General features: G+C 49.5%; 21 protein-coding genes. 11 read left to right on the top strand and 10 right to left on the bottom strand.

Translation table 11 applies throughout. From position 1 onward, the window contains the following. Positions 1–419 precede the first annotated feature (419 nt). The 3 genes from ACKFKH_RS19805 to ACKFKH_RS19815 all read left to right on the top strand — a co-directional run bounded on the left by ACKFKH_RS19805 (position 420) and on the right by ACKFKH_RS19815 (position 3,545). Positions 420–1,781, top strand: coding sequence for an amidohydrolase family protein (locus ACKFKH_RS19805; RefSeq protein WP_446860062.1), 1,362 nt, complete (start codon positions 420–422; stop codon positions 1,779–1,781). 156 nt (positions 1,782–1,937) lie between these two features. Further along, positions 1,938–2,675, top strand: coding sequence for a MotA/TolQ/ExbB proton channel family protein (locus ACKFKH_RS19810; protein ID WP_446860063.1), 738 nt, complete (start codon positions 1,938–1,940; stop codon positions 2,673–2,675). Between the two features lie 99 nt (positions 2,676–2,774). Beyond that, complete coding sequence (locus ACKFKH_RS19815; protein WP_446860064.1) at positions 2,775–3,545, top strand: hypothetical protein; 771 nt, start codon at positions 2,775–2,777, stop codon at positions 3,543–3,545. A gap of 110 nt (positions 3,546–3,655) precedes the next feature. Here the strand turns inward: ACKFKH_RS19815 and ACKFKH_RS19820 are convergent, their stop codons facing one another. Both ACKFKH_RS19820 and ACKFKH_RS19825 read right to left on the bottom strand, forming a co-directional pair. Next, on the bottom strand, positions 3,656–4,357 hold the full coding sequence (locus ACKFKH_RS19820; protein ID WP_446860065.1) for a potassium channel family protein: 702 nt from the start codon (positions 4,355–4,357) through the stop codon (positions 3,656–3,658). 55 nt (positions 4,358–4,412) lie between these two features. Further along, positions 4,413–5,747: a TrkH family potassium uptake protein gene (locus tag ACKFKH_RS19825; protein WP_446860066.1), complete on the bottom strand. Its 1,335-nt coding sequence runs from the start codon at positions 5,745–5,747 to the stop codon at positions 4,413–4,415. A gap of 229 nt (positions 5,748–5,976) precedes the next feature. On the opposite strand from ACKFKH_RS19825, the gene ACKFKH_RS19830 reads away from it, so the two are divergent. Then, positions 5,977–6,618: a Uma2 family endonuclease gene (locus ACKFKH_RS19830; RefSeq protein WP_446860067.1), complete on the top strand. Its 642-nt coding sequence runs from the start codon at positions 5,977–5,979 to the stop codon at positions 6,616–6,618. 78 nt (positions 6,619–6,696) lie between these two features. After that, positions 6,697–7,188: a hypothetical protein gene (locus tag ACKFKH_RS19835; protein ID WP_446860068.1), complete on the top strand. Its 492-nt coding sequence runs from the start codon at positions 6,697–6,699 to the stop codon at positions 7,186–7,188. A 516-nt stretch (positions 7,189–7,704) separates the two neighbouring features. Here ACKFKH_RS19835 and ACKFKH_RS19840 read toward each other — a convergent pair. The 3 genes from ACKFKH_RS19840 to ACKFKH_RS19850 form a co-directional block, all read right to left on the bottom strand. Then, entirely contained in the window at positions 7,705–8,325 is a 621-nt protein-coding gene (locus ACKFKH_RS19840; RefSeq protein WP_446860069.1) for a TenA family protein, read from the bottom strand. A 385-nt stretch (positions 8,326–8,710) separates the two neighbouring features. After that, positions 8,711–9,196, bottom strand: a complete 486-nt coding sequence (locus ACKFKH_RS19845) for a hypothetical protein (RefSeq protein WP_446860070.1) — start codon at positions 9,194–9,196, stop codon at positions 8,711–8,713. Positions 9,197–9,201: 5 nt separating this feature from the next. Beyond that, the gene (locus tag ACKFKH_RS19850; RefSeq protein ID WP_446860071.1) at positions 9,202–10,185 is read right to left on the bottom strand and encodes a hypothetical protein; all 984 of its coding nucleotides are present in this window, start codon (positions 10,183–10,185) and stop codon (positions 9,202–9,204) included. Positions 10,186–10,502: 317 nt separating this feature from the next. Here ACKFKH_RS19850 and ACKFKH_RS19855 point away from each other — a divergent pair, with 317 nt between their 5' ends. The 4 genes from ACKFKH_RS19855 to ACKFKH_RS19870 all read left to right on the top strand — a co-directional run bounded on the left by ACKFKH_RS19855 (position 10,503) and on the right by ACKFKH_RS19870 (position 14,717). Further along, positions 10,503–11,666, top strand: a complete 1,164-nt coding sequence (locus tag ACKFKH_RS19855; protein ID WP_446860072.1) for an MFS transporter — start codon at positions 10,503–10,505, stop codon at positions 11,664–11,666. Between the two features lie 200 nt (positions 11,667–11,866). Next, positions 11,867–13,528, top strand: coding sequence for a M48 family metalloprotease (locus ACKFKH_RS19860; RefSeq protein ID WP_446860073.1), 1,662 nt, complete (start codon positions 11,867–11,869; stop codon positions 13,526–13,528). 248 nt (positions 13,529–13,776) lie between these two features. After that, positions 13,777–13,926: a hypothetical protein gene (locus tag ACKFKH_RS19865; RefSeq protein WP_446860074.1), complete on the top strand. Its 150-nt coding sequence runs from the start codon at positions 13,777–13,779 to the stop codon at positions 13,924–13,926. A gap of 518 nt (positions 13,927–14,444) precedes the next feature. Further along, a complete protein-coding gene (locus ACKFKH_RS19870) occupies positions 14,445–14,717 on the top strand; it encodes a DUF4351 domain-containing protein (protein ID WP_446860075.1) in 273 nt (90 codons plus the stop codon). 20 nt (positions 14,718–14,737) lie between these two features. Here the strand turns inward: ACKFKH_RS19870 and ACKFKH_RS19875 are convergent, their stop codons facing one another. Beyond that, a complete protein-coding gene (locus ACKFKH_RS19875) occupies positions 14,738–16,561 on the bottom strand; it encodes an aspartate kinase (RefSeq protein ID WP_446860076.1) in 1,824 nt (607 codons plus the stop codon). 220 nt (positions 16,562–16,781) lie between these two features. On the opposite strand from ACKFKH_RS19875, the gene ACKFKH_RS19880 reads away from it, so the two are divergent. Next, a complete protein-coding gene (locus ACKFKH_RS19880; RefSeq protein ID WP_446860077.1) occupies positions 16,782–17,270 on the top strand; it encodes a plastocyanin/azurin family copper-binding protein in 489 nt (162 codons plus the stop codon). A 114-nt stretch (positions 17,271–17,384) separates the two neighbouring features. Here the strand turns inward: ACKFKH_RS19880 and ACKFKH_RS19885 are convergent, their stop codons facing one another. From ACKFKH_RS19885 to ACKFKH_RS19900, 4 genes are all read right to left on the bottom strand, one after another. Then, positions 17,385–18,974, bottom strand: a complete 1,590-nt coding sequence (locus tag ACKFKH_RS19885) for a B12-binding domain-containing radical SAM protein (RefSeq protein WP_446860078.1) — start codon at positions 18,972–18,974, stop codon at positions 17,385–17,387. Between the two features lie 377 nt (positions 18,975–19,351). Beyond that, the gene (locus tag ACKFKH_RS19890) at positions 19,352–19,924 is read right to left on the bottom strand and encodes a DUF3172 domain-containing protein (RefSeq protein ID WP_446860079.1); all 573 of its coding nucleotides are present in this window, start codon (positions 19,922–19,924) and stop codon (positions 19,352–19,354) included. Between the two features lie 72 nt (positions 19,925–19,996). Beyond that, the gene (locus tag ACKFKH_RS19895) at positions 19,997–20,638 is read right to left on the bottom strand and encodes a zinc-ribbon domain-containing protein (RefSeq protein WP_446860080.1); all 642 of its coding nucleotides are present in this window, start codon (positions 20,636–20,638) and stop codon (positions 19,997–19,999) included. Positions 20,639–20,801: 163 nt separating this feature from the next. Continuing rightward, positions 20,802–21,287 carry a hypothetical protein gene (locus ACKFKH_RS19900; RefSeq protein WP_446860081.1) on the bottom strand — a complete coding sequence of 162 codons (486 nt, stop codon included), beginning with the start codon at positions 21,285–21,287 and terminating at the stop codon, positions 20,802–20,804. Between the two features lie 350 nt (positions 21,288–21,637). On the opposite strand from ACKFKH_RS19900, the gene mgtE reads away from it, so the two are divergent. Further along, complete coding sequence (gene mgtE, locus ACKFKH_RS19905; RefSeq protein WP_446860082.1) at positions 21,638–22,993, top strand: magnesium transporter; 1,356 nt, start codon at positions 21,638–21,640, stop codon at positions 22,991–22,993. The last annotated feature ends 30 nt before the right edge of the window (positions 22,994–23,023 follow it).

The raw sequence follows: 23,023 nt of genomic DNA on the forward strand, positions 1-23,023 counted from the left end.
GGATTTTACGAGGTTTATCAAGCTTTATCTATCTGCCTAGAGAGAAGTCTATGACAGAGTTTTGTACAACTATACACATTCATTAAGCGGCAACATCTAGCTATAGTTAGAGCTGATATCCTCCTTGTTGTAGAGGTTTTGTCCACTTTGTAAATATTAACAGTTTATTAAAGCGGCTCGATCGCTATCTCTTTCCAAAGGTGAACGTAAAGCAAAATTTCACTTGAATATACTCTACTGGGAGCAGTCATATCTCTTTTTTGGAGCGGTAAATGGTTAAAGTTTGGTGATAATCTGAACTGCAACAGGTGCGTAAAAAGGTAGCGATCGCGACGAGATCCTTTCCCTCACCTCGCTACTATGTAGGTCAATTCAAGTAGGTCAATTCAAGTAGGTCAATTCAAGAACTTATTATTTTTATGCCCTACACCGTTATTCAAAACGCGATCGTCTTTACCGTAGATGACACAGATACCATTCACGCTAACGGAACAATTATATTAGAAGGCAATCGCATTCATGCGGTTGGAAGTGATGATCTTCCCATTCCATCTGACGTGATACAAACGATTGATTGTCAGGGCAAAATGGCGGTGATTCCTGGCTTGATTGACGTTCATTCTCACTCTAGCTTTTTGCGAGGGGTGACCGAGAACTATCAGCTTTTGGAATGGCTACCTCGCTATCAGTTAGAGCATCGGGCCCTGACCGAAGATGACGCTTACTATGCAGCATTGCTCTGTTATCTAGAATCGCTTAAAGCGGGCACCACTTGCGTCATGGATATGTACCGCCATATGCACCGATGTGCGGACGCTGCGGGAGATTTGGGGCTGCGAGTTAATCTGGTTCCCTATGTGGCTGACATGCCTGGAAAAAACTTTTTTGAAACGTCGGACTCTAATCGCAAACTCATTGAAACGCATCACAATTCACAAAACGGTAAAATCCGAGTGTGGTTGGGACTAGAACACCTTTTTTACTGCTCAAAAGATGCTTTTGCGAAAGCGAAATTATATGCAGACGAGTATGGAGTTGGAATTCACACCCACAGCAGCGAACAGATCGAAGAAGTTGAAGCCGTGGTTAAACACTTTGGTAAGCGCCCGATCGCGCTCTTTCAAGAGTACGGAATTTTAGGAGAGAAGACAGCGATCGCACACTGCGTCTGGCTCAACGAGGACGAGATCAAAGTTCTGGCAGACACGGGCACTTCAGTTGCTCACTGTCCCACAAGTAACGCAAAACTGGCGGGGGGAATTGCTCCAATTCTGGAAATGAAGCAGGCAGGCATCACCGTCGGACTGGGCACCGATGGCAACATTTCTAACAACAGTTTAGATATGTTTGAGGAGATGAAATTTGCATCACTTTTGCAAAAAGTCAAACGCTACGATGCGGCCGCCTTACCCGCTCCAGAAACGCTGAGAATGGCAACGATCGACGGCGCAAAGTTGCTCAAATTGGATCATGAAATTGGCTCAATCGAAGCAGGCAAAAAAGCTGATCTGGTACTGGTTAATTTATGGGAACCGAACCTGATGCCGATCGTGTGGGATGAACAAGACACAAACGTTTTGTGGAATCTAGTATACGCAGCGCGGGGATCAAACGTTCATACGGTGTTTGTGGATGGTGAAATCGTGGTGCAATCAGGAAAAAGTACGAAGATTAACGAGTCTGATGCACTTCAGGCGATCCAAAAGCAAACACTCGATCATATGCAGCGCAGAAAACCATTTAAGTCAACGCTAACGCCTGTGGTAGTGGGAGCAAGCTAACTCTTTAATGTGTTTTAGATTACATACACAACGTGTTGTGGAATACATTAAACTCAATGATCACTTCACTTCAGTGATTCGTTTAGAAGTTTTGCTTTACCTATGTTACAAATAGTTTAAGTGAAATTGTAAACGGGTTGTTGAGCAAAATCGATCATGTCCACACTATACGAAATGCTGGTTAAGGGCGGGCCGGTGATGATCCCTCTGGGTGGATTGTCGATCGCAACGGTTGCCTGTACATTAGAGCGTGGACTCTTCTGGTTTAGAGTACTGCGAGGCGAAGATAAGACAGCCCATCAGGTGCTAGATGCGGCCCGCTATGACTGGGACAAAGCCAGAGAGATCGCTGAAAAGTCTCAGCACTTAGCGATCGCTCGATTTATGGTGGCCCCGCTCAAACTCAACCGACCCAGCCCCGAAACGCTGCACTTGGCGCTGGAGGCGGCGGCTGACCGCGAATTCATTCAGATGCGAAAAGGCGACAAACTGCTCGAAACGGTGGTGGGCATGGCACCCCTGTTTGGGCTGCTCGGAACGGTCACCGGGCTGATCGTCACCTTTCTGAATCTGAAGATCGGCGGTGGCGCAAATATCGACACGACAAAGGCAGCCTTGGGGATTGCAGAAGCGCTTTTGACCACGGCGGCTGGGATGGTGGTAGCACTGATGGCGTTAGCGTCGTTTCGGATGTGTGTCACCCTGCAAGCTAGACAGGTCGATTATTTTTCAGAAATTGGCAGCGAGTTAGAACTGATTTATCGTCAAGTTTGGTATGAGCCGAGTGTGGATGATTACGCGATCGTCACCAACGGACATTCACAAGGGACGATCGACAGTCAACTCGTTGAGCAGTTAGCGACGCTAATCCACCAGATTGCTCGAAAGAATTGACGAACTAATTTCGACCAGTTGAGTTAGCGTCCTCAAAACTTACTCAGAAGTCAGGAAGACAGCCCACGATCGACTCAATACCCGTAGGAGACGATCGACATGTATTCCAGCTATTTGAGCTTTGCGTTTGGGATGGTGGTTTTGTTGTTGATGGCGTTTGCGGGATTGCAGTGGTTACAGATCCCGACAGGCAGTTTTTTGGATTGGGCGATCGGGGCGACGAGTTTTGGCTGGCTTTTGACGATCGTCACGGTGCCGTGGAATATTCACTTTGATGCCAAAGAAGCGCTGGCTGAGGCGACCCTTTCTACAGAAAATGGGATTGCGGTGGATGGTCGTCAGGTGGACTACATTCGACTGGTGGCGCAGCGATCGCTTTGGGTCGTGATTGGTCTACATCTGCTGTCGGCGGCGGGATTGTATGGATTGGCGATCGCGGGCATCAGTTCGATTGGCTACGTTGCTTCGGGGGCGGCTCTGTTGCTGACGGTATTGCGTCCCGCTGTACGAACGTATCGATATTTTGTGACTCGCATTGCGATGCTACGCCAACAGTTTCAATATCCTCGCGAAGATGTGGTGGAGCTGCGCGGCCGATTTGTCCAACTTGAGGAAGCGGTCAGACGACTGGAAGCGGAACTGGATCGCGAAGATCCCCGCTCTTGGGCCACCGCGCAACAATCCCAATGGGAAGCCCTGCGACAAAATCTAACCACCGTCGCCGCCAATCAAGAAGGCTTGAGAGCCACCAATCAAGCAGATCACGATCGTCTTTCTCGTGAGGCCAGACAAGCGATCGCCCAACTCAGCACCGATGGACTGTTTCTGGAACATGTAAGGGAGATTATTCGATTTTTTAAGGCAGCGTGAGCAGGGGTAGGGGTGTGGGGTGTGGGGTGTGGGGTTGGGAGGCAGAAGACCCAATAACGAAGCCAAAAAATTCATCACTCAACGCTACCCCCTACCCCCTACCCCCTTCCTTAGATGGGTAACCGATCGATGTCTTTGTTTGCGCCGATGACGACGATCGCCGTTCCTTTGATAAGGGGGGTGCCGGGGTCGGGATTGATGACAAACTTGCTGTCTTGACTGAAGGCTAACACGCTTAGACCGTAGTGAGAACGGAGTCTGAGTTGGGAGATCGTCTTGCCGTCAAAGGTTTCGGGGACGATGACTTCGACGATGCTATTGTCGGGGTCAAGCTCAAATCGTTCTAAAATGCCGGGTTTGGTGAGCGATCGGGCCAAGTTGTAGCCCGCTTCGTGTTCTGGAAAAATGACATGATCGGCACCGACTTTTTTGAGTAGCTTTTCATGAATCTCGGAGGAGGCTTTGGCGACCACATGGGGAACGCCACCTTCTTTAACGTTGAGCGTGGTGATGATGCTTTCTTGCACATAGTTGCCGATCGCCACAATCACCGTGTCTTGCTCAAAAATTCCGGCTTCTCGGAGGGCGGCAGGTTGGGTGGAGTCGATCTGTCGAGCGTGGGCAACGATGCGATCGCACAAAGCTTGGTCAACTCTTTCGCGATCGGTATCGACTGCCAGCACTTCGTAGCCTTGATTGTGGAGTGTGGCACAGACCGCTCGCCCAAATCGCCCCAACCCAATGACGGCAAACTGTTTACTTTTGTGACCTGTCCGTAAGCTGTGAAAAAAGTTTAGCGAAGATAAGTTCACGAATCTGTTCCGTTAACACCTTGTTTTAACTTACCCGATCGCTGTCCCCATCTCTTCAACCGACCAACAGATTTTCTTCAGGGTAATGAACGAAACTGGGTTTTGGATCGCCCAATAAAGCACTCATCAAGAGCAAAATACCAACCCGCCCGATGTACATGGTGGCAATCAAAACGAGCCGACCTCCGATGGAGATATTGAGGGTGCCGACGGCTGATAATCCTACGGTGGCGAACGCAGAAACCACCTCAAACAAAATGTTGATAAAGTCTAACTTGGGATCGGTTAGGGCAAGCAAAATCGTGGCTCCGATGACGGTTAGGGCAGACCCAATCAGAACGCCCACTGCCTTAAGAATGAGAACGATCGGGATCTGACGATGATAAGAAAGCACTTCTTCTTTGCCTTGTAAAACGGCTTTTGTGCTGTCTACTAAGACTCGAAGGGTGGTGGTTTTGATACCGCCTCCGGTACTTCCGGGACTTGCGCCAACAAACATGAGCGCGATCGTAATAAAGAGACCAGCCGTGGTCATTTTGGTGGTGTCGATCGTGTTGAAACCTGCCGTCCGGGGGGTGACTGACTGAAACCAGCTTGCCATGACTTTAGAACCCAAACTTAGTCCGCCCAGGGTTTGTGGATTACTGAACTCGGTAATAAAGAAAGCTAATGTGCCAGTTGCTAGTAAGACCAGCGTGGTGCTAGTAACAATTTTGAAGTTGAGCGAAAAGCTGTGGGCTTTGATACTTCCAGAGAGGCGATCGCGCAGCCAAAAGTAGAGTTCCATGATGACCTGGTAGCCGATGCCACCAAAGATGATCAAGGTCGTGATGATGAGTCCCATGAAGGGAACGTTGACGTACTGAATCAAGTTATCTGAAAACAAGCTAAATCCAGCATTATTAAATGCATTAACACTGTGAAAGATTGAGAGCCAAAGCCCTTGATTAAATCCATATTGAGGCGCGAAGATCGTCAGTAGCAAAAAGACACCCGTCAGTTCAAAAATGAGGGTGGTGGCAATAATCGATCGTACTAGCATGGCCAGTCCTGACAAGCCCGGAATGTCTAAGGATTGTTGAATTGCTATTTTGTCTCGCAGTCCCAACCGCTTTCTAATCAGCAAAAGCAGGACGGTGGTAGCGGTCATGTAGCCCAGCCCCCCGACTTGCACCAGCAATACGATAAACAACTGCCCCCAAAAGCTGTAGTATTTGCCGACATCAACGACCGAAAGCCCCGTGACGCAAACGGCCGAGGTTGAGGTAAATAGAGCGGTGACTGGGGTACTCCAAGTGCCGCTGGTTAGGGAAAACGGCATCATCAACAAGAGTGCTCCCACGGTGATGACGGTCAGGAAGCCTAAACAAATGGTGCGCGAGACGGTCATAGAAGGGATGAGGGATGAGGGATAAGGGATGAACGAATGAAGTTAGAAATTGAGCGTTTGGCTAGGTGGGCCCTTGGGTTGGTCTTTAAAGGGTATCTGTGTGGGTTGCTAATTTGTATTGTCTCTGTAAATGAGCATCGTGAAGCGATCAAGCGGAAAAAGTGCGGTTTCAAAATATTTCTCAGCAGTCAAATCGGCTATCGTTTGAGTAGTTGCGATCGCCGCTCTTATGGTTCAACTTCAGCCCAAACTTTCTACTGACACCTGGACGACTGCAACGTGGGAGCAGTTTCTTGCCATCGTTGAAGACCCTGATTATGCAAAAGCGAAGGGGTATTATTTTAATGGTCAGATGAGGGTAGAAACTGTGGGAGTTGGGCCAGACCATGCGGGTGACAACGGCATCATCCACGTTGCAGTCACTCTTTTCTGCGCCCTCAAAGGAATTGCTCTCAAAGGACTGATCAATTGTAGCTATCGCAAAACAAAAGTTCGTGAAGCGCAACCGGATAGCTCTTATTACGTGGCAGATAGAACCGCGTTTGCACCCCAGGGAGGCTCGATCGTCAGTCTTGATCAAACGCCGCCGCCAGACTTAGCCATTGAGATTGCAGACTCTTCTCTGAGCGATGATTTGGGCAAAAAGCGGTTACTCTATGAAGATCTGGGCGTTGCTGAATATTGGGTGGTTGATGTCGAAAATACTCAAATCATCGCGTTTCAAATTGTGGACAATGGGAGCCATCGCATCACTCAGTCTCAAGTTCTTCCAGGTCTAAAGATTTCGGTCTTGTCGGAAGGGTTGAGCTTGAGTCGGCAACTGGATGATAGCCAGATTGTTGCCTGGTTGATGACAAACTTTCAGGCATAAACGGATTAAGAACGATCGCTGATAGCGCATGAAATTGGGGCACCTTAGAGGCAAACAAATTCTATCCAGAACCTCAATATGCCAGTCAAAGAAGTCAACGCAACCCTCTCTGATGCCGATCTACAGGAGATCAAACGAGCGATCGACACCATTCAAAATAAGCTGCCTTTCTTGATGACACTGAGTGCAGAAGAGCGCAAACAGCTTTACAAACTGGGTGATAAGCGTCTGTCGTTTGTGCAAAATAGTCTCAACGCCGCCCAAAACAATCGCAACATTTTGCCTGCCAGCTTTGACTACGACGGTTTTGCCAACGACTATCGCCTTGCTACTAATCTCACAGACCTGCGAATGAGACTGCGCCAACTCACTGAGCAGGTAGACGATACGCTCTTAGCCGTGGGCAGTGAAGCCATGATCAGCAGCTTGACGGTCTACGACTATGTAAAGACAGCCTCCAAAAAGACCCCCGGACTCAAAGCGATCGCCGAGCAATTGGGGAATTTGTTCAAAGCAACCAGGGCGCGATCGACTAAACCTGCCAGTGAGCAGTCTCTAGACAAAAACTAAGACGGGCATGTTCTGAGGTGGAGAGCCGATGTGAAAACAATCCCGCTTGAACCTCAGAGTATCCTCGCTGATTCTCAAAGCTTCATCGTCCCAGCCCAGAGAATCACGCTCTCACCTCAAAGCATCGTCGTTTCACCTTAAAGCATCGCGCTCCCACCTCAGAGTATCGTCGTTTCACCTCAAAGCATCGCGCTCCCACCTCAGAGCATCGTCGTTTCACCTCAAAGCATCCCGCTCCCACCTCAGAGTATCAATCGTGAATGATGGACGGTGGGAGTCGAATTATTTTTCTCGCTGCGGTATGCAAATTTTCTACCCCTCAAGCTGCCGATGCTGGGTAGTTTTCAGACAAAATTCCCGGTTCAAAGTCCTTCACTCGTGAGAGATTTAGAGGGCTGCTGGATTCAGCATCGACGCGCGAAAGAACTATCGCACACTGTCACTGATGTAATCTCTTTAAGTCACCCGAAAGCGATCGCTCTTCTCTACTCGTCTTCTCAGTTCGTCAACCCTTGCTCAAACGTTCCAAGCTGCCTCAAAAAAATCGCGTTCGCAAAGCATAGCGTAGCGGTAAGTAGACTCAGCAACCGGGGTGAATGTGGCATAGCGATCGACCAGGCTTTCTAAGGTCTGGGCCAACGGCTCAAAGTCAGCGCTGCTATAGGTGCGAATCCAGTCAGCGTAGGGATGATCAGGAATACCCCCCCGCGCAAGTTCTTGACCCAAAAAGGCATAAAGGCGCATACAGGGAGACATGGCGATCGCCGTCAATCCGATCTCCTGGCTCCAGGCGGTTGCGGAAAGAAAGTCGGTATAGCGGCGGGTGGCGGCTCCTGGTTTAACTTGCGTCAGGTCAACATCCCACTGGGCTGCATAGCGTTGATGAAGCTGCAACTCTTGAAGGACACCGTTCGCCAGCATATGAAACGCCTCAAATCCTGACCAATCGGGCGCTTTGGCAGCAGCGAGACTGTAAGCCCGCGCAAAGGCTTCGAGAAAAAAGGCATCCTGCCCGACGTAGTAAGCAAACTTGGCTTTGGGCAACGTGCCATCGGCAATCCCCCGCACAAACGCACCCTCAAGAGAAGCGATCGCGAGGTCTTGATTAGCTTGCCAGAGGTCGATCGAGCGCGTCATGAGCATTCACCTGATCACTAAGGAGATTTCCAGATAAGGATATACCTACGTTACCCCACCGCCTACGGCTCCTCCCCTTGCTAAGGCTACCGTGTATACACAAGTCGTTGTCGCTTCGTTTCAGTCGGCTTCAGACCCCTAAATCCCCCAGAATGGGGGACTTTGACAAAGGAAAGATTTCCAAGGTTCAAAGCCATGACGACGGCTCAAAGTCCCCCATTTTTGGGGGATTTAGGGGGCGAAGGATCTCAGCAATGACAGATTGATCAACTTATGTGTACACGGCAGCCTTGCTAAGGGGAGGTTGGGAGGGGTCAGAGAGGTCAACTTGGGTAAAAATATTTCTGGAAATCTCTAAGATGACCAAACTATCACGGGATGCCGCCTACGAAACCCGCTTTAAGATCAGATCTAGCAGGCTCAAAGCTTGATTGACATCAATTTGCAACGCCTTTAGATCGCCTTCCATCTTGTCTAGTCGTTGAGAAACTGAAATTTCATCCGGCTTGATCTCTGGAAGCGCCTTCTGCCCATTGAGCTTGTCTACCAGCGTTACCCAGGTTCTAGTTTTGAGGTTGAAATGTGCTTTTGCCTCGGCCAGCGTCTTAAACTGTCGCTTTAATTGCTCAACGGTGACCCATTCGACCGCTTGCGATCGAGAAGCCTGCTCTAAATCCTCCTTTACCATTTCGACTACTTCATTAACCAGACGATCGTGATTCTGCGAAATCTGAGCCGCCGCGCCCAAGATGCGAGACGTTGCCTTAATTTGTAGATTCGTCTCCTGGTTGAGTTGGTCTGCAAGGGTGCGAATGCGATCGCCCAATGTTTCTCTAACCACGGCTTTGATCAGTGAGACATCATCACTCATTCTGTTTACTCCGCTAAAATTTCTTTGACAGTCTGCCAGATTCGCTGAAACTTTTGAATCATTCCCATCGGACTCGTCGTAGAAGTCTCATCGACTGAATCCACAAGCTGTTGAATCCGATCCATCCGTTCCGCCAAAACGTACAGATTGCTCACGGCTGCGTCTTTACGCTCAAACGAGTCTCGTAACAAAACGGTCATTTCTGAAATTTCTTGTTTTAACCGTTGATTTTCCTTCTTGCGGCGAGTTTCCCATCCTTTGATGCCTGCCTTCGATCGTCGCTCAAACTTAAGCTGATCCTGAGACTCGTTATACAACGTCAAGTAGCGATCGCGTTCCCCCTGTACTGCCTTAAACTTGATCACTAACTCATCGCCTCTCACTTTCTCAGCCTGATATAACCCCAAATAGGACTGTGCTTGTGATTCGGCTTCTTGATACTGCATGAAGTAGGACTTTGCTTGAGTCTGAGCCTCTTCATATTGCAGGAGATACGATCGCGACTGAGTTTGAGCTTCCTGAACCTGCGTTAAGGCTGTCGTGTATTTCTGTTGTTCCGCTTGGTATAAAGTCAGCGTTCTAGTATATTTCTGTTGTTCTTCTTGATACTGCGTTAAGGCTGTGCTGTACTTCTGATGTTCTTCTTGATATAAAGTCAGGGCTGTCTGATGTTTTTGTTGTTCTTCTTGATATAAAGTCAGCGTTGTCGCGTATTTTTGCTGTTCCTCTTGATAGAGAGTCAGGGCTGTCTGATGCTTTTGCTGCTCTTCTTGATACAGATGATCAGTCTGCTCTACTTGCTGCTGTTTCGCTTCAACAACTTTCTGCAATTCGTCTCGTTTTGCTTCCGCTTCTATTCGGGAGGCTCGTGCTGATGCATGAAGCTGCTTAAGTTCGTGATAAGAGATGGGTTCTGATTGCCGAGAAGTTGGGTGATTGAGTGCATTGTCATTAGAATTATTTCCGCGATCGGCTCTCCGCATTGCCATATAAGATCTCTCCAAAACTGTAATTTCACTCGGTCAAAATAAGATTCTATACATTCTAAAATACTGACTTTTGCCAGCAGTCAATGTTCCATCTCCCCGCACTTCATCGCAACGTCATCGATTTTCAGAGAGGCTCATACCAAATTAATTTGCAAATGCGACAGATCAGCGACCTGCCCCACCACTCGGCAAAGCCGGCCGCCGAAAATCACCTTTATCAGGGGGAACCCCAAAATATCTGCTGCTAAAGGATGCTGTGAAGCTAGAACGACTCTGATACTCTGCTCAAAAGATATAACCTTCTGAGTTCTCTACACATGCCTTCCTATCTTGTTTGGGTCATGGCGATCGCCAGTGGTGCAACGGTCGCCAATTTGTATTACAACCAGCCTTTGTTAGCGACGATCGCTCAAGGGTTTCAGGCATCATCTCAGGCGGTTGGTTTGATTCCGATGTTGACTCAGATTGGCTATGCAGTTGGAATTTTATTGTTTGTGCCGTTAGGTGATTTGTTAGAGCGACGGCGATTAATCGTCACGACAGTGATCGCAACAGCATTCGCATTAGTGTTAGCGGCGATCGCACCCAGTCTTCCGTTTTTGATTGCAGCAAGTTTTGGAATCGGCATGACGGCGATCGCGGCTCAGATCATTGTTCCATTTGCGACTCAGCTAACTGCTCCACAAAACAGAGGCAACGTCGTCGGGATCGTCATGGGCGGATTGTTTGTCGGCATTCTTCTCGCCCGGACGGTGAGCGGATTTGTGGGAGCAATCTGGGGCTGGAGGGCGATGTATTGGCTGGCAAGCGGCTTGATGGGAGCGATCGCAGTCATGTTAGCGATCGCCCTGCCCAAAAGCCAACCGTCTCTCAAAGTTTCCTATCCTCGCCTGATGAAAAGTCTGTGGCAATTGATGGTTCAACAACCTGTGCTGCAAGAGTCGTCGTTGATTGGGGCGATGTCGTCTGGGGCGTTTAGTGCCTTTTGGAGTACGCTGGTTTTTTTGCTCAGAGAGCCACCTTATCAATATGGCAGCGAGGTCACGGGATTGTTTGGGCTGGTGGGCGTGGCGGGTGCGGTGGTGGCCCCGATCGTAGGTAGAGTCGCCGATCGTCGCAGTCCAACGCTCACGATCGGATTAGGTCTCACCGCAACAGCACTTTCGTTTTTAGTTTTTTGGTCATTGGGACATCAGATTTGGGGACTGATTTTTGGAGTAATTTTGCTCGATTTGGGAGTTCAGAGTACCCAGATTTCCAACCAGTCCAGAATTTACAGTTTGCCACCAGAGATCCACAGCCGATTGAATGCGCTTTACATCATGCTCTACTTTGTGGGCGGCGCGGTCGGATCTTTTTTGGGCGCATACGGCTGGAATCACTGGCAATGGAATGGAGTGTGTGCTGTCAGTTTAGTGTTGATGATGATTGCGATCGCCACGTTTCTAACCGGAAAAAGTCGTCGCGTTTCTGCTCTGTAGAATAGAGTCACCAACTAGATTGTGAATACGAGCGGAAACAGATGGTCAAACTTACAAAACCACTCGCTTGACAAAATTGAAACCACAACGAGTTCAACAGTCAGACTCCAAAGATTGAGATGCTGAAGTGTGCATTTTCGATTAACGATTGCAGGACTGATTTAAAGAATCTGGTGCCGTTGTACAACTTCTGGTATTAGATGGTTAGAACCCCGATCGCCGCACAGGAGTCAGCCATGCGTTTAAGAGCCTGGAAACGATTGCAGAAGGCTACTTCTAAGATTCTATTAGTCAGTTTTGCGATAGTGCTGCTGCTCCATCCAATGCTGGTGGCGATGCGTGCAGTTGCAACGACTCCCACGGTCGAAAAGCCTGCCGAAAAGCCCGCCGAAACAAAGCCGACTCCCGAAGCTTCTCCCCAACCTGCTGACAAGAAACGCGATGACCCGATCGTTCCGATCAAAACGTCAGAAGAAACTGCACGGCTCAACAAGTTAGCGGAGGGCGATCGGCTCTATCAAGCGGGTGACAAAGCGGCCGCTGAGAAGCTCTACCGGGAAGCAAAACCCCCCTTTGCAGGCACATCAGACACTAAAGCGAACGTAGACCCGATCACCGATCCCACTCAACTATCTCCCGGCGGACAGGTCTATTGGCGCGAGTCAGGCATCGGATTAGAGCAAAAGCTAGAAAGTCGAATTTTCGTCCCGCTCAAACTGCTCACCGACAACTACCCACAATTTGTCCCCGGCTACTTGCGATACGCTGAAGCGTTGGAGGCTTACGATCGCCCCGAAGAGTCCCTAGCCATTCTCGAAAAAGCGGCCACACTTTACCCCAATCAGCCCGATCTAGCCAAAGCCAGAATTACCGCACTAGAAAAAAACGAGAAATGGATCGAAGCGTCGATCGCCGCCCGACAGTTTGCGCTACTCAATCCCACCGATCCCAACGCTCCAACCTTCACCACCCTGGCAGACACTAATCTCAAACGCTATCAAGGTCGTCTCCGCAGCAGGCTTCGAGGCAATCTCGTGGGCAACATTCTCACCGGGGCGTTGGGCTATGCGCTGACGGGTAATCTGTTTGGGCCATTGTCTGCCGTCCAAAACACAGTTTTATTGTTGAGAGGTGAGTCAGCAGTGGGTGAGCGAGTGACTCGACAAGCCAAGCGCCAATTAGATCTGGTAGACGATAAAGCTGTTCTCAGCTATGTCGATCAGTTGGGTCAAAAGTTAGCCGATGCTGCCGGACGCAAAGAATTTAAGTATGAATTTTATGTCGTGATGGACGATCGCTTAAATGCCTTCGCGCTCCCCGGTGGAAAAGTGTTTGTCAATGCGGGAGCGATCGCCAAAACCAATTCAGAAGCCGAACTCGCCGGACTGCTGGGCCACGAATTGTCTCACACCGTCCTTTCCCACGGATTCCAATTAGTCAGTGAAGGCACGTTGACCGCTAATTTGACTCAATTTATTCCCTATGTGGGCGGCTTGTTGAGTAATTTATCGACTCTTAGCTACAGTCGCGACATGGAGCGTCAGGCAGACATTTTGGGCACTCGTCTTCTAGTTTCGACAGGCTTTGCAGCAGATGGCTTACACAATCTCATGGTGACCCTCAAACAGCAAGAAGCCAAAAAAAATCGACCATCTCCCCCTGCCTGGTTTGCTACCCATCCCCTGACAAAAGACCGAATTAAATACATCGAAGCCTTGATTAAAAACACTGGCTACAATCGCTACGCCTACGAGGGAGTAGAACGCCACGCAATGCTACAAACTAAAGTTGAGACACTGCTTAAGGAATACAAAGCGCAACAGGAAAAGAAAGGGAGAAGAGAGCGATCGCAAGATGAATAAAAACCTAACTCAACATCGCTTCTTCGGTGATTTGAGCTAATAGAATCCATTTGATATCTTTAATGAACTTGAACTGGGCTGAGAGCAAGTGCTTCAATCTAATTGCCATGTCCTACTCTAAAATGCTCTAAAATGGCTCGGAAAAATTAGGCAGTGATTATGCCGTAAGAGCGCAAGTTCTGGTAGTTAGAATGGGATTTAATCACCGTCGGGCATAGCCCTAACTTTGAAATAAAGGTATCCAGCAGATGGTCGTTGAGCGCCCGTCGCTTCGCACTCGCCATCGAGAAGACAAAGGGCTGATTGTCCAATTGCTGCGGATGCACCTCCAGTTTGGCAAGATTGAGATACGTGGTATTAAAGCATCTGTTAGGCTATCCGAAAGTGCGAGTGTATGAAGGCACTTGGACAGAATACAGCACGACTGATCTTCCGATTGCGACAGGTGCCGAGAAAACCACTAGCAAAAGCGGATATAGATAGGCGTTGTATGGAACATAGCCTCATCTCTGATACTAAACGTTAGGGATCACATAACATTTAGTATCAAGGATGAGCAAGTCCTGGAGCCAAAACTCGTAACCTACATTTCTAAAACAGTAGCTATGACAATTGAAGAAGCGCGCACTTTTGAATTTGAGGTCGCAACGATCGAGAAAGCCAAGGGAAATTCAAGTTTCTCGATCGTTGGCGTTGCTGATTGGGATGAATCTGTGAGAAGTGTTAATCTTTTTGCCCCTAAATCCCCTGGGGGATTCAAAAATCCTCACTATTTTTTTCTTGTATGAAACCACCCTGCTCCTTGGGGAGAGGGCTAGGGTGGGGGTGAAATTTCGGAGTTATTTAATCCACGATCCTAAACTGGAAAATCAGCCTGGAACTCAACGCACAACTGGAGCGAGAGGAGGTAAATCTGATGGTCGTTTTATCTCAGGCCTATCAAGAATGGGAGCAAGCTACCCCACAGCGAGGCATCGAACAAGGCATCGAACAGGGGGAACGATCGCTCGTTTTTAGACAACTGACTCGACGAATGGGCGCGTTGCCGGAAGCGGTACGATCGCAGATTGAGACTCTATCGATCGCTGATCTGGAGTCATTAGGAGAAGCGTTACTGGATTTTGAGAATCTGTCCGATCTAGAAACCTGGTTAGCAATTAACGTTCAGGGCGATCGAGATATCAGTTGAACTTTTGACCAGACGCTACCTCAAGCAGATACCTGAATTTTCTGGCTTCCTGCTAACCCAAACGCTGCATGAATCGCCCGAAGTGCCGTTACACCCTGATCTTCTGTGACGACACAACTGACTTTGATCTCCGAAGTGGCGATCATTTGAATGTTGATTTTGTGCTGGTAAAGGGCATCAAACATTTGAGCCGCGATTCCGGGTTGGCCGACCATATTGGAGCCGACAATGCTGACTTTGGCGATCGCTGCGTCCACCACAATTTCGCCACACCCCAGTTCAGAGGCCGCTTTCTCCAGCACCGTTCTGGCAGATTCTCCATCCATTTGAGCGACCGTGAAGGCAATGTCTCGCGTCCGGATGCCTTCGACGACTCGACAGCGCTGAGATTGGATAATCATGTCTACGCTGATGTTGTTTTGCGCCAACAGTTGAAAGATTCTCGCGGCCATGCCAGGACGATCGGGCACATGTCTGACGGCAACTTGAGCCTGCTTGAGATCCAGAGCGACTCCTCGGACAGCGGTTTGAGGCTCAAGGGTTGAGGATTGGCTTTCCTGTCCAGTTTTGACGCTCGATTGGTGAATGTCGAAAGATTGACAGAGGGTAGCGATCGCTCGGTCACAGTCGGCTTGCTCAATCACACAGCTAACTTTGACCTCGGAAGTCGAAATCATCTGAATGTTGACACCTGCCTCCGCCAGACTAGAAAACATTTGTGCGGCGATGCCAGGACGGCCAATCATACCAGCCCCGGCGATCGTCACTTTGGCAATCTTCTGCTCTACCAACACTTCGGGCGCTTTTTCTAAACTAGAAGGCTGTCCCGCTGTCAAGGTTGGAATGATCGCATTGGCAACCGCTTCGGCTCGATTCAGCGAATTTTTGACCACGGTGAACGCAATGTCGTTACTGTTGCCTTCGTGAATGGATTGGATGATCAGATCGACATCTAAACTTTGGGTGGCAATTTCACCAAACAGACGGGCCGCCACACCGGGACGATCGGGCACTCGCAGCAGGGCAACCTTCGCTTGATCAGTGTCAAACTCAACAGCATCCACTGGACGGGCAATCTCTAACCCTTCAAGCGGACGTGGCTGAGGGGTGGGAGCCGTTACCCAGGTGCCGGGGTCATCTGTCCAACTCGATCGCACCACGAGCGGAATGCCATAGTTGCGAGCAATCTCGACAGCGCGGGGATGGAGAACTTTTGCGCCCAGACTGGCTAACTCCAACATCTCGTCACAGGTGATTTCGCTCATCAGTTGGGCATCTTCGACCAGACGCGGATCGGCGGTGAGAATGCCCGGAACATCGGTGTAGATTTCGCAAAAGTCAGCTTTGAGGGCAGCGGCCAGGGCGACGGCTGAGGTATCTGATCCGCCTCTTCCAAGCGTTGTAATTTCTAAAATTTCTGCATTACTGATGCCCTGAAATCCAGCGACAACGACCACTTCTCCTTGAGTGAGATGATGCTGCAAGCGATCGGTTTCAATTTTGAGAATTCGCGCGCGGGTGTGAGCCGTTTCGGTAATAATCCCGACCTGTGCGCCTGTGAGTGAGACGGCGGGCTGTCCAGCCTCTTGAAGCGCCATACTGAGAAGGGCGATCGTCACCTGTTCGCCAGTAGACAGCAGCATATCCATCTCGCGCCGACTGGGATTTACGGAAATTTCGTTGGCCAGTTTGACCAGCCCATCGGTCGTTTTACCCATCGCAGACACGACCACGACAACAGAATTTCCCGCTTGAACCGTTTTGATCACCCGTTGAGTCACGGCTTGAATGCGATCGACCGACCCAACCGACGTGCCCCCATATTTCTGAACAATTAGCGCCATGACTGATTCCCCGCCTTCAAGGAGTTGCCCTCGAAGATCCCATACTTAAGGTTTTGATTTTATCGCGCTTAAGACACGAATACATAGATAATACTGACCGACAGCCGTCTATGAAACTTGATTTAGAAAGTTTGCGGGTTTTGAGAAGTTTTTCTGAATAGGTCAGGGCGTGGTAAAACAAATCAACTCTAAATTGTGCGAACACAAAAGGAAATTGCCCGTGAAAAAGTCTATCTTGCTGGTGATGTTGGCTGCGTTGGCGGTGGGGGCGATCGCCTGTAAAAAAGAGCAAGCCAGCAAGCCAGAAGCGTCTCCTGCTGTGAGTGCGGTTCCTCAAGGTGCAACGGCTAAAAAGTCAGCGCTGACTAAAGTGACCGTGACCGAGACAGAAATGGCAATCAAGCTTTCACAGGCTACTGTCCCCGCTGGCCCAGTAGAGTTTGTGGTTAGCAACAAAGGCAAAATTCCCCATGAGTTTGTGTTGCTTAGAACAGATTTACCGTTGGATAAGCTACCCACAAAAATAGGTGGTGAACTCGACGAAAAAAATAAGAAGCTCAAAATGATTGCTGAAGTCGAGGAAGGTGACCTCAAAAAGGGAGCGACAAAGCCGCTTAAAGTCGTGCTAAGTAAGGGGCGCTATGTCGTAATCTGCAATGTTGGCAATCACTTTGAGAAGGGAATGAAAGCCGCCCTTACGGTTCAATAACTCAAAGTAAACATGCAGAATGACCCTCTAGAAGCCGTTCTTCGCAAATCGGGTCAGAGATCTCATTCTGCAACATTCGGCTAACCAGGGTAGGCACTCTATGGGAGAGCCATTCTAAGCAGCGATCGAGTCCCTGACTTCAGCAGTAACTTTCTCCACAGACTGCTGGGCCAGATATTCCTCAAGCTGGGCTTCGATTTGGGTTCGTACTTCCTGACGGTATTCAAGAAAATGTTCGTTGAGGGCGCAGACAGAGAGGTAGTGTTCGGCGACGCTGGGGTTGTGCTTGAGAATGCTGACTAGATGGTGCCAAAATTTCCAGCGAGTTTCTCGCACGACTCCTTGTCGCCAGGTGATGATCAAAAAAGCGCGAATCACTTTCCAGGTGACTTTTCTCAGTTTGGCTTTGTGTCTGGGTGCGCCTAGTTTGAGGAAATGGCGGTAGGTTCTATCCAGGTAGTTAATCGGATCGTAGAGCGCCCAAAAGCCCTGAATATATTCGCGGGTGACTTCTTCGAGCGGGCGGGTGGGCACAAAGTTCATCAGCGTGGTCTGGTTGATGTTGGCAGCGTCATCGTTTTCGATCAGACGGCCTTCTCGCTTGAGTCGGTGCCATAGAGCTGTGTCGGGCAACGCCTGCAACATGCTAAAAATCGCGATCGGAATCGTTGTCTGCTCCACAAATCGGACAATGCGATCGCCCGCTCCAGACTTTTCGCCATCAAAGCCAATGATAAAGCCTGCCATGACTCGTAAGCCTGTTTTGGCGATCGCATCGACGGCATCGCTGAGAGAATCTCGCGTATTTTGGTGTTTGTTGGTCAGCGTCAGACTGGCTTCGTCGGGAGTCTCAATGCCCAAAAACACGGCGTTAAAATTGCATTCGACCATCAGATCCATGAGTTCTTGATCTTTTGCCAGGTCAACCGATGCCTCGGTGCTGAGATGGAAGGGAAACTTGTGGTCTACCATCCAGGTTTTGAGTTCTTTGAGCAAGAGTTTGACGTTGCGCTTGTTGCCGATGAAGTTGTCATCCACCATAAAAATGCTGCGTCGCCACCCTAGGTTGTAGAGATACTCCAGTTCGGCTAGTAGCTGTTCGGGGTTTTTGGTGCGAGGCTTGCGCCCATACAGCACGATGATGTCGCAAAATTCACACTGAAACGGGCAGCCTCTAGAAAACTGAACCGACATATTATCGTAAGCTTCCATATCGAGAAGCTCAAACCGGGGAATCGGCGTGATCGTAATGTCAGGTCGATCGCCGTTGGGTGCCCGAATGATTCCCTGCGTTTCGCCTCGCTGAATCGCCTCCACAAAGAGCGGTAGCGTGATTTCTCCCTCGTCCAAAATCAGAAAGTCAACGCCCGCAGCTTGCGCTTCGTGGGGTAACGCCGTGGCATAAGGGCCACCTACGGCGATCGTTTTGCCGCGTCGTTTGGCTTCGCGAATCTGACCTAGAAAATCTTCTTTTTGGACAATCATCGCCGACATGATCACCAGATCTGCCCAGTCCCAATCGGCATCGGTGAGCGTGCTGACGTTGCGATCGACCAGACGAAACTCCCAGTCTTGGGGCAAAATCGCAGCGACGGTAATCAGCCCCAAAGGAGGCAACATCGCTTTGCGGTCTAGGAGTTGTAGTGCTTTCTCAAACGACCAAAAACTTTGGGGAAAAATGGGATAAATCAGCAAAACTCGCATTTAGAAACCCTCACAGCACTGGCTCTACGTCAGGTGAATTTTCCAAGCTTATCGTGTTCTCCAAGTTGTGGATGATTTGTAATTGATATTTTGCAATTGGGGAAGGGGCGCGGATTCAACAATGGATTGATGAGGGCTTTGATTCGCTACTTTCAGCAATTTTGGTTGCACAGAAATCTTGTCTAAAAGTTCCTCAAAATTGACAGATTGGAGGGCAGCAGCTTGATAACGAAGCAAAAAAATTCATCAAACAAACGCCAAATCCCCCAGCCGTGACAGACTTTGAAACCAAACTTGGCTTAGAGTCTCCCATTGTGGGGGATTTAAAAAGTATTCCTGAATTAAGCGTGACGAAGAATTTGCTTTGGGCAGCCTTCCTAAAACTTCTCTTCTCCAGGTGGGGGTGCCCCGGCTCCAGGTGTCGTCAGGAAGAGGTTTTTGGCGTTCTCACTTTGATAGAGACAGTCGATCTGAGGATTGCTTTCTAGCGTCCCAGTATAGCCAAACGTGTTCATTCTTTGGCGACACTCGCGAGACTGGTCGGCGGTGACGAGTTTGCGTTGTTCTAACACGGCCCAGTTGGCACTTCGCAAGACGCAGGCAGGTTTGGTGCTGGCTTGAGCGACGTAGACTTTGAAGGGATTGAGCGTCACAAAAAAGCGAGTTTCCATCGCGATCGCACTCGCCCCGTTTTGAATACAAATTTCAGGGTTGGGAGCCGACTGATCGATCTGAACGTTGGAGACGATCGCATTCGGACTCGAACTGACTGAGGAGCTAAACGCCACACCGACCCCAATTCCCAAAATAAAAATGCCTGCAATAATCGCCAGAGACGTGTAGTTAAACAACGAATTTCCCTTGCTCTTGGCTGGTTTTTCGGGAGTCATATAGTCGTCATCTCTGGGGCGATCGTAGTTAGAAGACAGGTTTCTGGGTCTGCGTTTCATAATGAGTTTGACAAATTGAGCGTCTCAAGAGCGGGTAACTCTAGTCTACTCTCAGTATATTCCGCCCATTCCCTAATCGGTGGTCAATTGAGAGCCGCAGTGGGCACAGAAGCGATCGCTGACTCCGACTCGTTCGCCACATTGAGAACAAAATCGCTTGGTAGAAGGGATCGTGGAGGAGTTGCCCATCTTCATCTGCATGTTGCCCATTCGCATTTCCATTGGCGAGCTTTTCATCTGCATGTTGCCCATTTTCATCGGCTCCAGTGGCTTCATGGGTTCCATTGGTTTGAATGGCGTTGAGTCTGAGGTTTGTTGAAGCGGCAACACGTCTGCATTGACCATTGACGGTAAGCCCTTGAGCAAGCTGATCGAATTGGACTGCAAGCTGATAAACGTGTGACCCTGAGCAGCTTCGATGCGCAAGATCAAGCCCGTCGCCGTCCGAAATAGTGTAGGCGGGAGTTGCCACTCGCCTGTTTGTACGCTGCTTTGCTGACTTTGCTGTTGTCCGGTGCTGCTGCTCGTGAGGGTGACGATCGTTTGTGTTCCTTGATTCTCAACCCGTAGCTGTTGTCCCGTTCCTAGGTCGCATAGGTAAGCCATCGTTTTGAAGTCTTTATTTTTAATGTCAATTCGACAACGGTTTTTTGCTTCGATATCAAGCTGCTGCCCCCCATTTTGGGAGACTTTTAGACGAGATTCGCGGTTCAAAGTCTTTTATCGAATCCACGTATTTTTAGTCTAATCACTCTCGCTAACAGACGAAGGATCAATGGCTCAGAAGACGGTCGATCGCCACATTTCTTAAAGTGAATCTGTTGAAGTTCTTTCGCCCGGTCGTTCTCTCCGCCTGGTTCCAAAACGAATTCGTGCCTCACAGCCTGATCGCTTTTCCGCGATCGGTAAACTTGACGGTCTTGATCTTCCATTGCTTGTTGTTGGTTAGAGTTCGGCGCAGGCTGCCAAAGAGGGCGAGTTGTTCGCAGTTAGAAAGTGAGTTGAACCGACGCTTTGAATTGGCAGGAAGACGCAGATCGATCGTAGCCACACCCGACGCAACATTCACCCGATAACCTGCCAAACTAAAGTCGCCGCTGTCGGTATTTTCCAAAACTTTAGCGATCGCTTTCGTAATCGGTTGATCGGCTGGAACGTCAACTTTTTCTGATAGAAACCCTTTGCATTGATTGTCTAACTTGTAGACAGCGATCGAGACCGTTTTAGGAGTCTTTGCTTTCGATCGAGTGGCTTGGGCGTTCTGCTTTTGGGAGGCTACCTTAGCTGGAGACGGCGCAGGGGCTTTCTGAGAAGCCGCAGGTGAACCAGCCGCCGGATCAGAACTGGGGATCGCACTACTCAAACTCGTTGATTGGTTGCTACAACTGCTCAAAGAAAGAAAAAGTAGACACAAAAGTTTGGTCAAAATTCCTGTTTTCAATTTATTTACTAGGAGAGAGGGGAAATATTGCTGAGGAGGGTTCATGACTTTAGCGGCCCTTAACAAAAGTGAGATCTTTTTGGGAGAGTGTCTTGTTTAACATTGTGGAATTGCATCTTCAGGGTTAGCATAGACTTAGCAACATTCCGTAATGAGTGTTGATGTCGAATTTTGTGAACTTCATGGACAAAAGTCCATTACCCCACAGTATTAAGCTCCTCTAATCTGGGAAACCATCGGTCTTCCAGCGAGGGGGAGATCGAGGAGGTTTTATGCTCACCCAGGAAAGCCGGACTTCCCTGACAGAAATTGCTGATCTCAATCAGCTTAAGTATGAATTAAACGAAATGCCTGCGATCGACGTAGGCGACTATATCACCGAATTACCTCCCGAACGGCAGGCGATCGCGTTCCGATTGCTCAACAAAACCCAGGCAACGGACGTTTTTGAGTATCTGCCTCAAGAAGTCCAGGAAGAACTGATTGGGCTACTGCACGACGCTCAGATCTGTCACATTGTCGAATCGATGCGACCGGACGATCGCGCCGAGCTTTTTGACGAACTCCCCGCAGGCATCGCCAAACGACTCGTCCAACAACTCAGCCCCGAAGAGCGACAGGCTACGGCGACGATTCTCGGATACGCCGAGGGGACTGCGGGCCGCGTCATGACAACCGAGTATGTGCGACTGCGGCAGGGTTTGACGGTGGGCGAAGCGTTGAGCAAAATCCGGTTAGCTGACCGAGATAAGGAGACGGTCTATTACGCCTATGTGACGGACAACAACCGCAAACTCAAGCAGGTGGTTTCGCTGCGGCAGCTATTGTTCTCGATTCCCGATGCGCGGATTGAAGACATTGCCAGCGATCGTGTGATCAAAGCCAAGACCGACACGCCTCAAGAAGAAGTGGCTCAGTTGATGAAGCGCTACGACTTGATCGCGGTGCCTGTGGTCGATCGAGAAGATCGTCTAGTGGGAATCATCACCGTTGACGATGTGGTGGATATTCTCGAACAAGAAGCCACCGAAGATATTCAAAAACTCGCCGGGGTCAGCGGGGGCGATGAGTCGTCGCTCTCCAGTCCTCTACAAAAGCTCAAAAATCGTCTGCCCTGGCTCATGGGAATTATGGCGCTTTATATTGGGGCATCGAGCGCGATCGCACCCTTTCAAACCACGATTTCGGCGGTGCCTGTGTTGGCGGTGATTATGCCGCTGTTCTCAAATACGGGCGGGACAGTGGGCATTCAAGCGTTGACGGTGACGATTCGATCGCTCGGTGTCGGAGAAGTCACGTCTCAAGATACACTCAAGATTCTCAAAAAAGAATTGATGGCGGGATTGGGGACGGCGCTGGCGTTGGGCATGACGATGGTTTTACTCTCGCTAATCTGGACAAAACCGGAAGAACGCTGGGTGTCGATCGTGGCAGGTTCGGTAATGGCCACCAACTCGATCGTCGCTGTGACGTTGGGGACTCTATTGCCAATGGGTTTGAAGCGGTTGAAGCTCGATCCGGCGCTGGTCAGCGGGCCACTTGTGACGACCATGTTGGATACGATCGGCTTTATTCTATTCCTGTCTCTGATCACCTTCAGCCTCAACGTTCTGCATCTGCCGTCTTGAGTTGAGTCAAAGTGTAGGATCAGATAGGCG

The sequence above is a fragment of the Phormidesmis sp. 146-20 genome, assembly GCF_052939475.1.

What these genes read in the sequence shown, in the direction of transcription:
- ACKFKH_RS19855 (WP_446860072.1), top strand. Translation starts at nt 10,503, where the DNA reads ATGCCTTCCTATCTTGTTTGGGTCATGGCGATCGCCAGTGGTGCAACG.
- ACKFKH_RS19890 (WP_446860079.1), bottom strand. Translation starts at nt 19,924, where the DNA reads ATGAAACGCAGACCCAGAAACCTGTCTTCTAACTACGATCGCCCCAGA.
- ACKFKH_RS19815 (WP_446860064.1), top strand. Translation starts at nt 2,775, where the DNA reads ATGTATTCCAGCTATTTGAGCTTTGCGTTTGGGATGGTGGTTTTGTTG.
- ACKFKH_RS19870 (WP_446860075.1), top strand. Translation starts at nt 14,445, where the DNA reads ATGGTCGTTTTATCTCAGGCCTATCAAGAATGGGAGCAAGCTACCCCA.
- ACKFKH_RS19825 (WP_446860066.1), bottom strand. Translation starts at nt 5,747, where the DNA reads ATGACCGTCTCGCGCACCATTTGTTTAGGCTTCCTGACCGTCATCACC.
- ACKFKH_RS19830 (WP_446860067.1), top strand. Translation starts at nt 5,977, where the DNA reads ATGGTTCAACTTCAGCCCAAACTTTCTACTGACACCTGGACGACTGCA.
- ACKFKH_RS19805 (WP_446860062.1), top strand. Translation starts at nt 420, where the DNA reads ATGCCCTACACCGTTATTCAAAACGCGATCGTCTTTACCGTAGATGAC.
- ACKFKH_RS19865 (WP_446860074.1), top strand. Translation starts at nt 13,777, where the DNA reads ATGGTCGTTGAGCGCCCGTCGCTTCGCACTCGCCATCGAGAAGACAAA.
- ACKFKH_RS19810 (WP_446860063.1), top strand. Translation starts at nt 1,938, where the DNA reads ATGTCCACACTATACGAAATGCTGGTTAAGGGCGGGCCGGTGATGATC.
- ACKFKH_RS19860 (WP_446860073.1), top strand. Translation starts at nt 11,867, where the DNA reads ATGGTTAGAACCCCGATCGCCGCACAGGAGTCAGCCATGCGTTTAAGA.
- ACKFKH_RS19885 (WP_446860078.1), bottom strand. Translation starts at nt 18,974, where the DNA reads ATGCGAGTTTTGCTGATTTATCCCATTTTTCCCCAAAGTTTTTGGTCG.
- ACKFKH_RS19875 (WP_446860076.1), bottom strand. Translation starts at nt 16,561, where the DNA reads ATGGCGCTAATTGTTCAGAAATATGGGGGCACGTCGGTTGGGTCGGTC.
- ACKFKH_RS19835 (WP_446860068.1), top strand. Translation starts at nt 6,697, where the DNA reads ATGCCAGTCAAAGAAGTCAACGCAACCCTCTCTGATGCCGATCTACAG.
- ACKFKH_RS19840 (WP_446860069.1), bottom strand. Translation starts at nt 8,325, where the DNA reads ATGACGCGCTCGATCGACCTCTGGCAAGCTAATCAAGACCTCGCGATC.
- ACKFKH_RS19850 (WP_446860071.1), bottom strand. Translation starts at nt 10,185, where the DNA reads ATGGCAATGCGGAGAGCCGATCGCGGAAATAATTCTAATGACAATGCA.
- mgtE (WP_446860082.1), top strand. Translation starts at nt 21,638, where the DNA reads ATGCTCACCCAGGAAAGCCGGACTTCCCTGACAGAAATTGCTGATCTC.
- ACKFKH_RS19845 (WP_446860070.1), bottom strand. Translation starts at nt 9,196, where the DNA reads ATGAGTGATGATGTCTCACTGATCAAAGCCGTGGTTAGAGAAACATTG.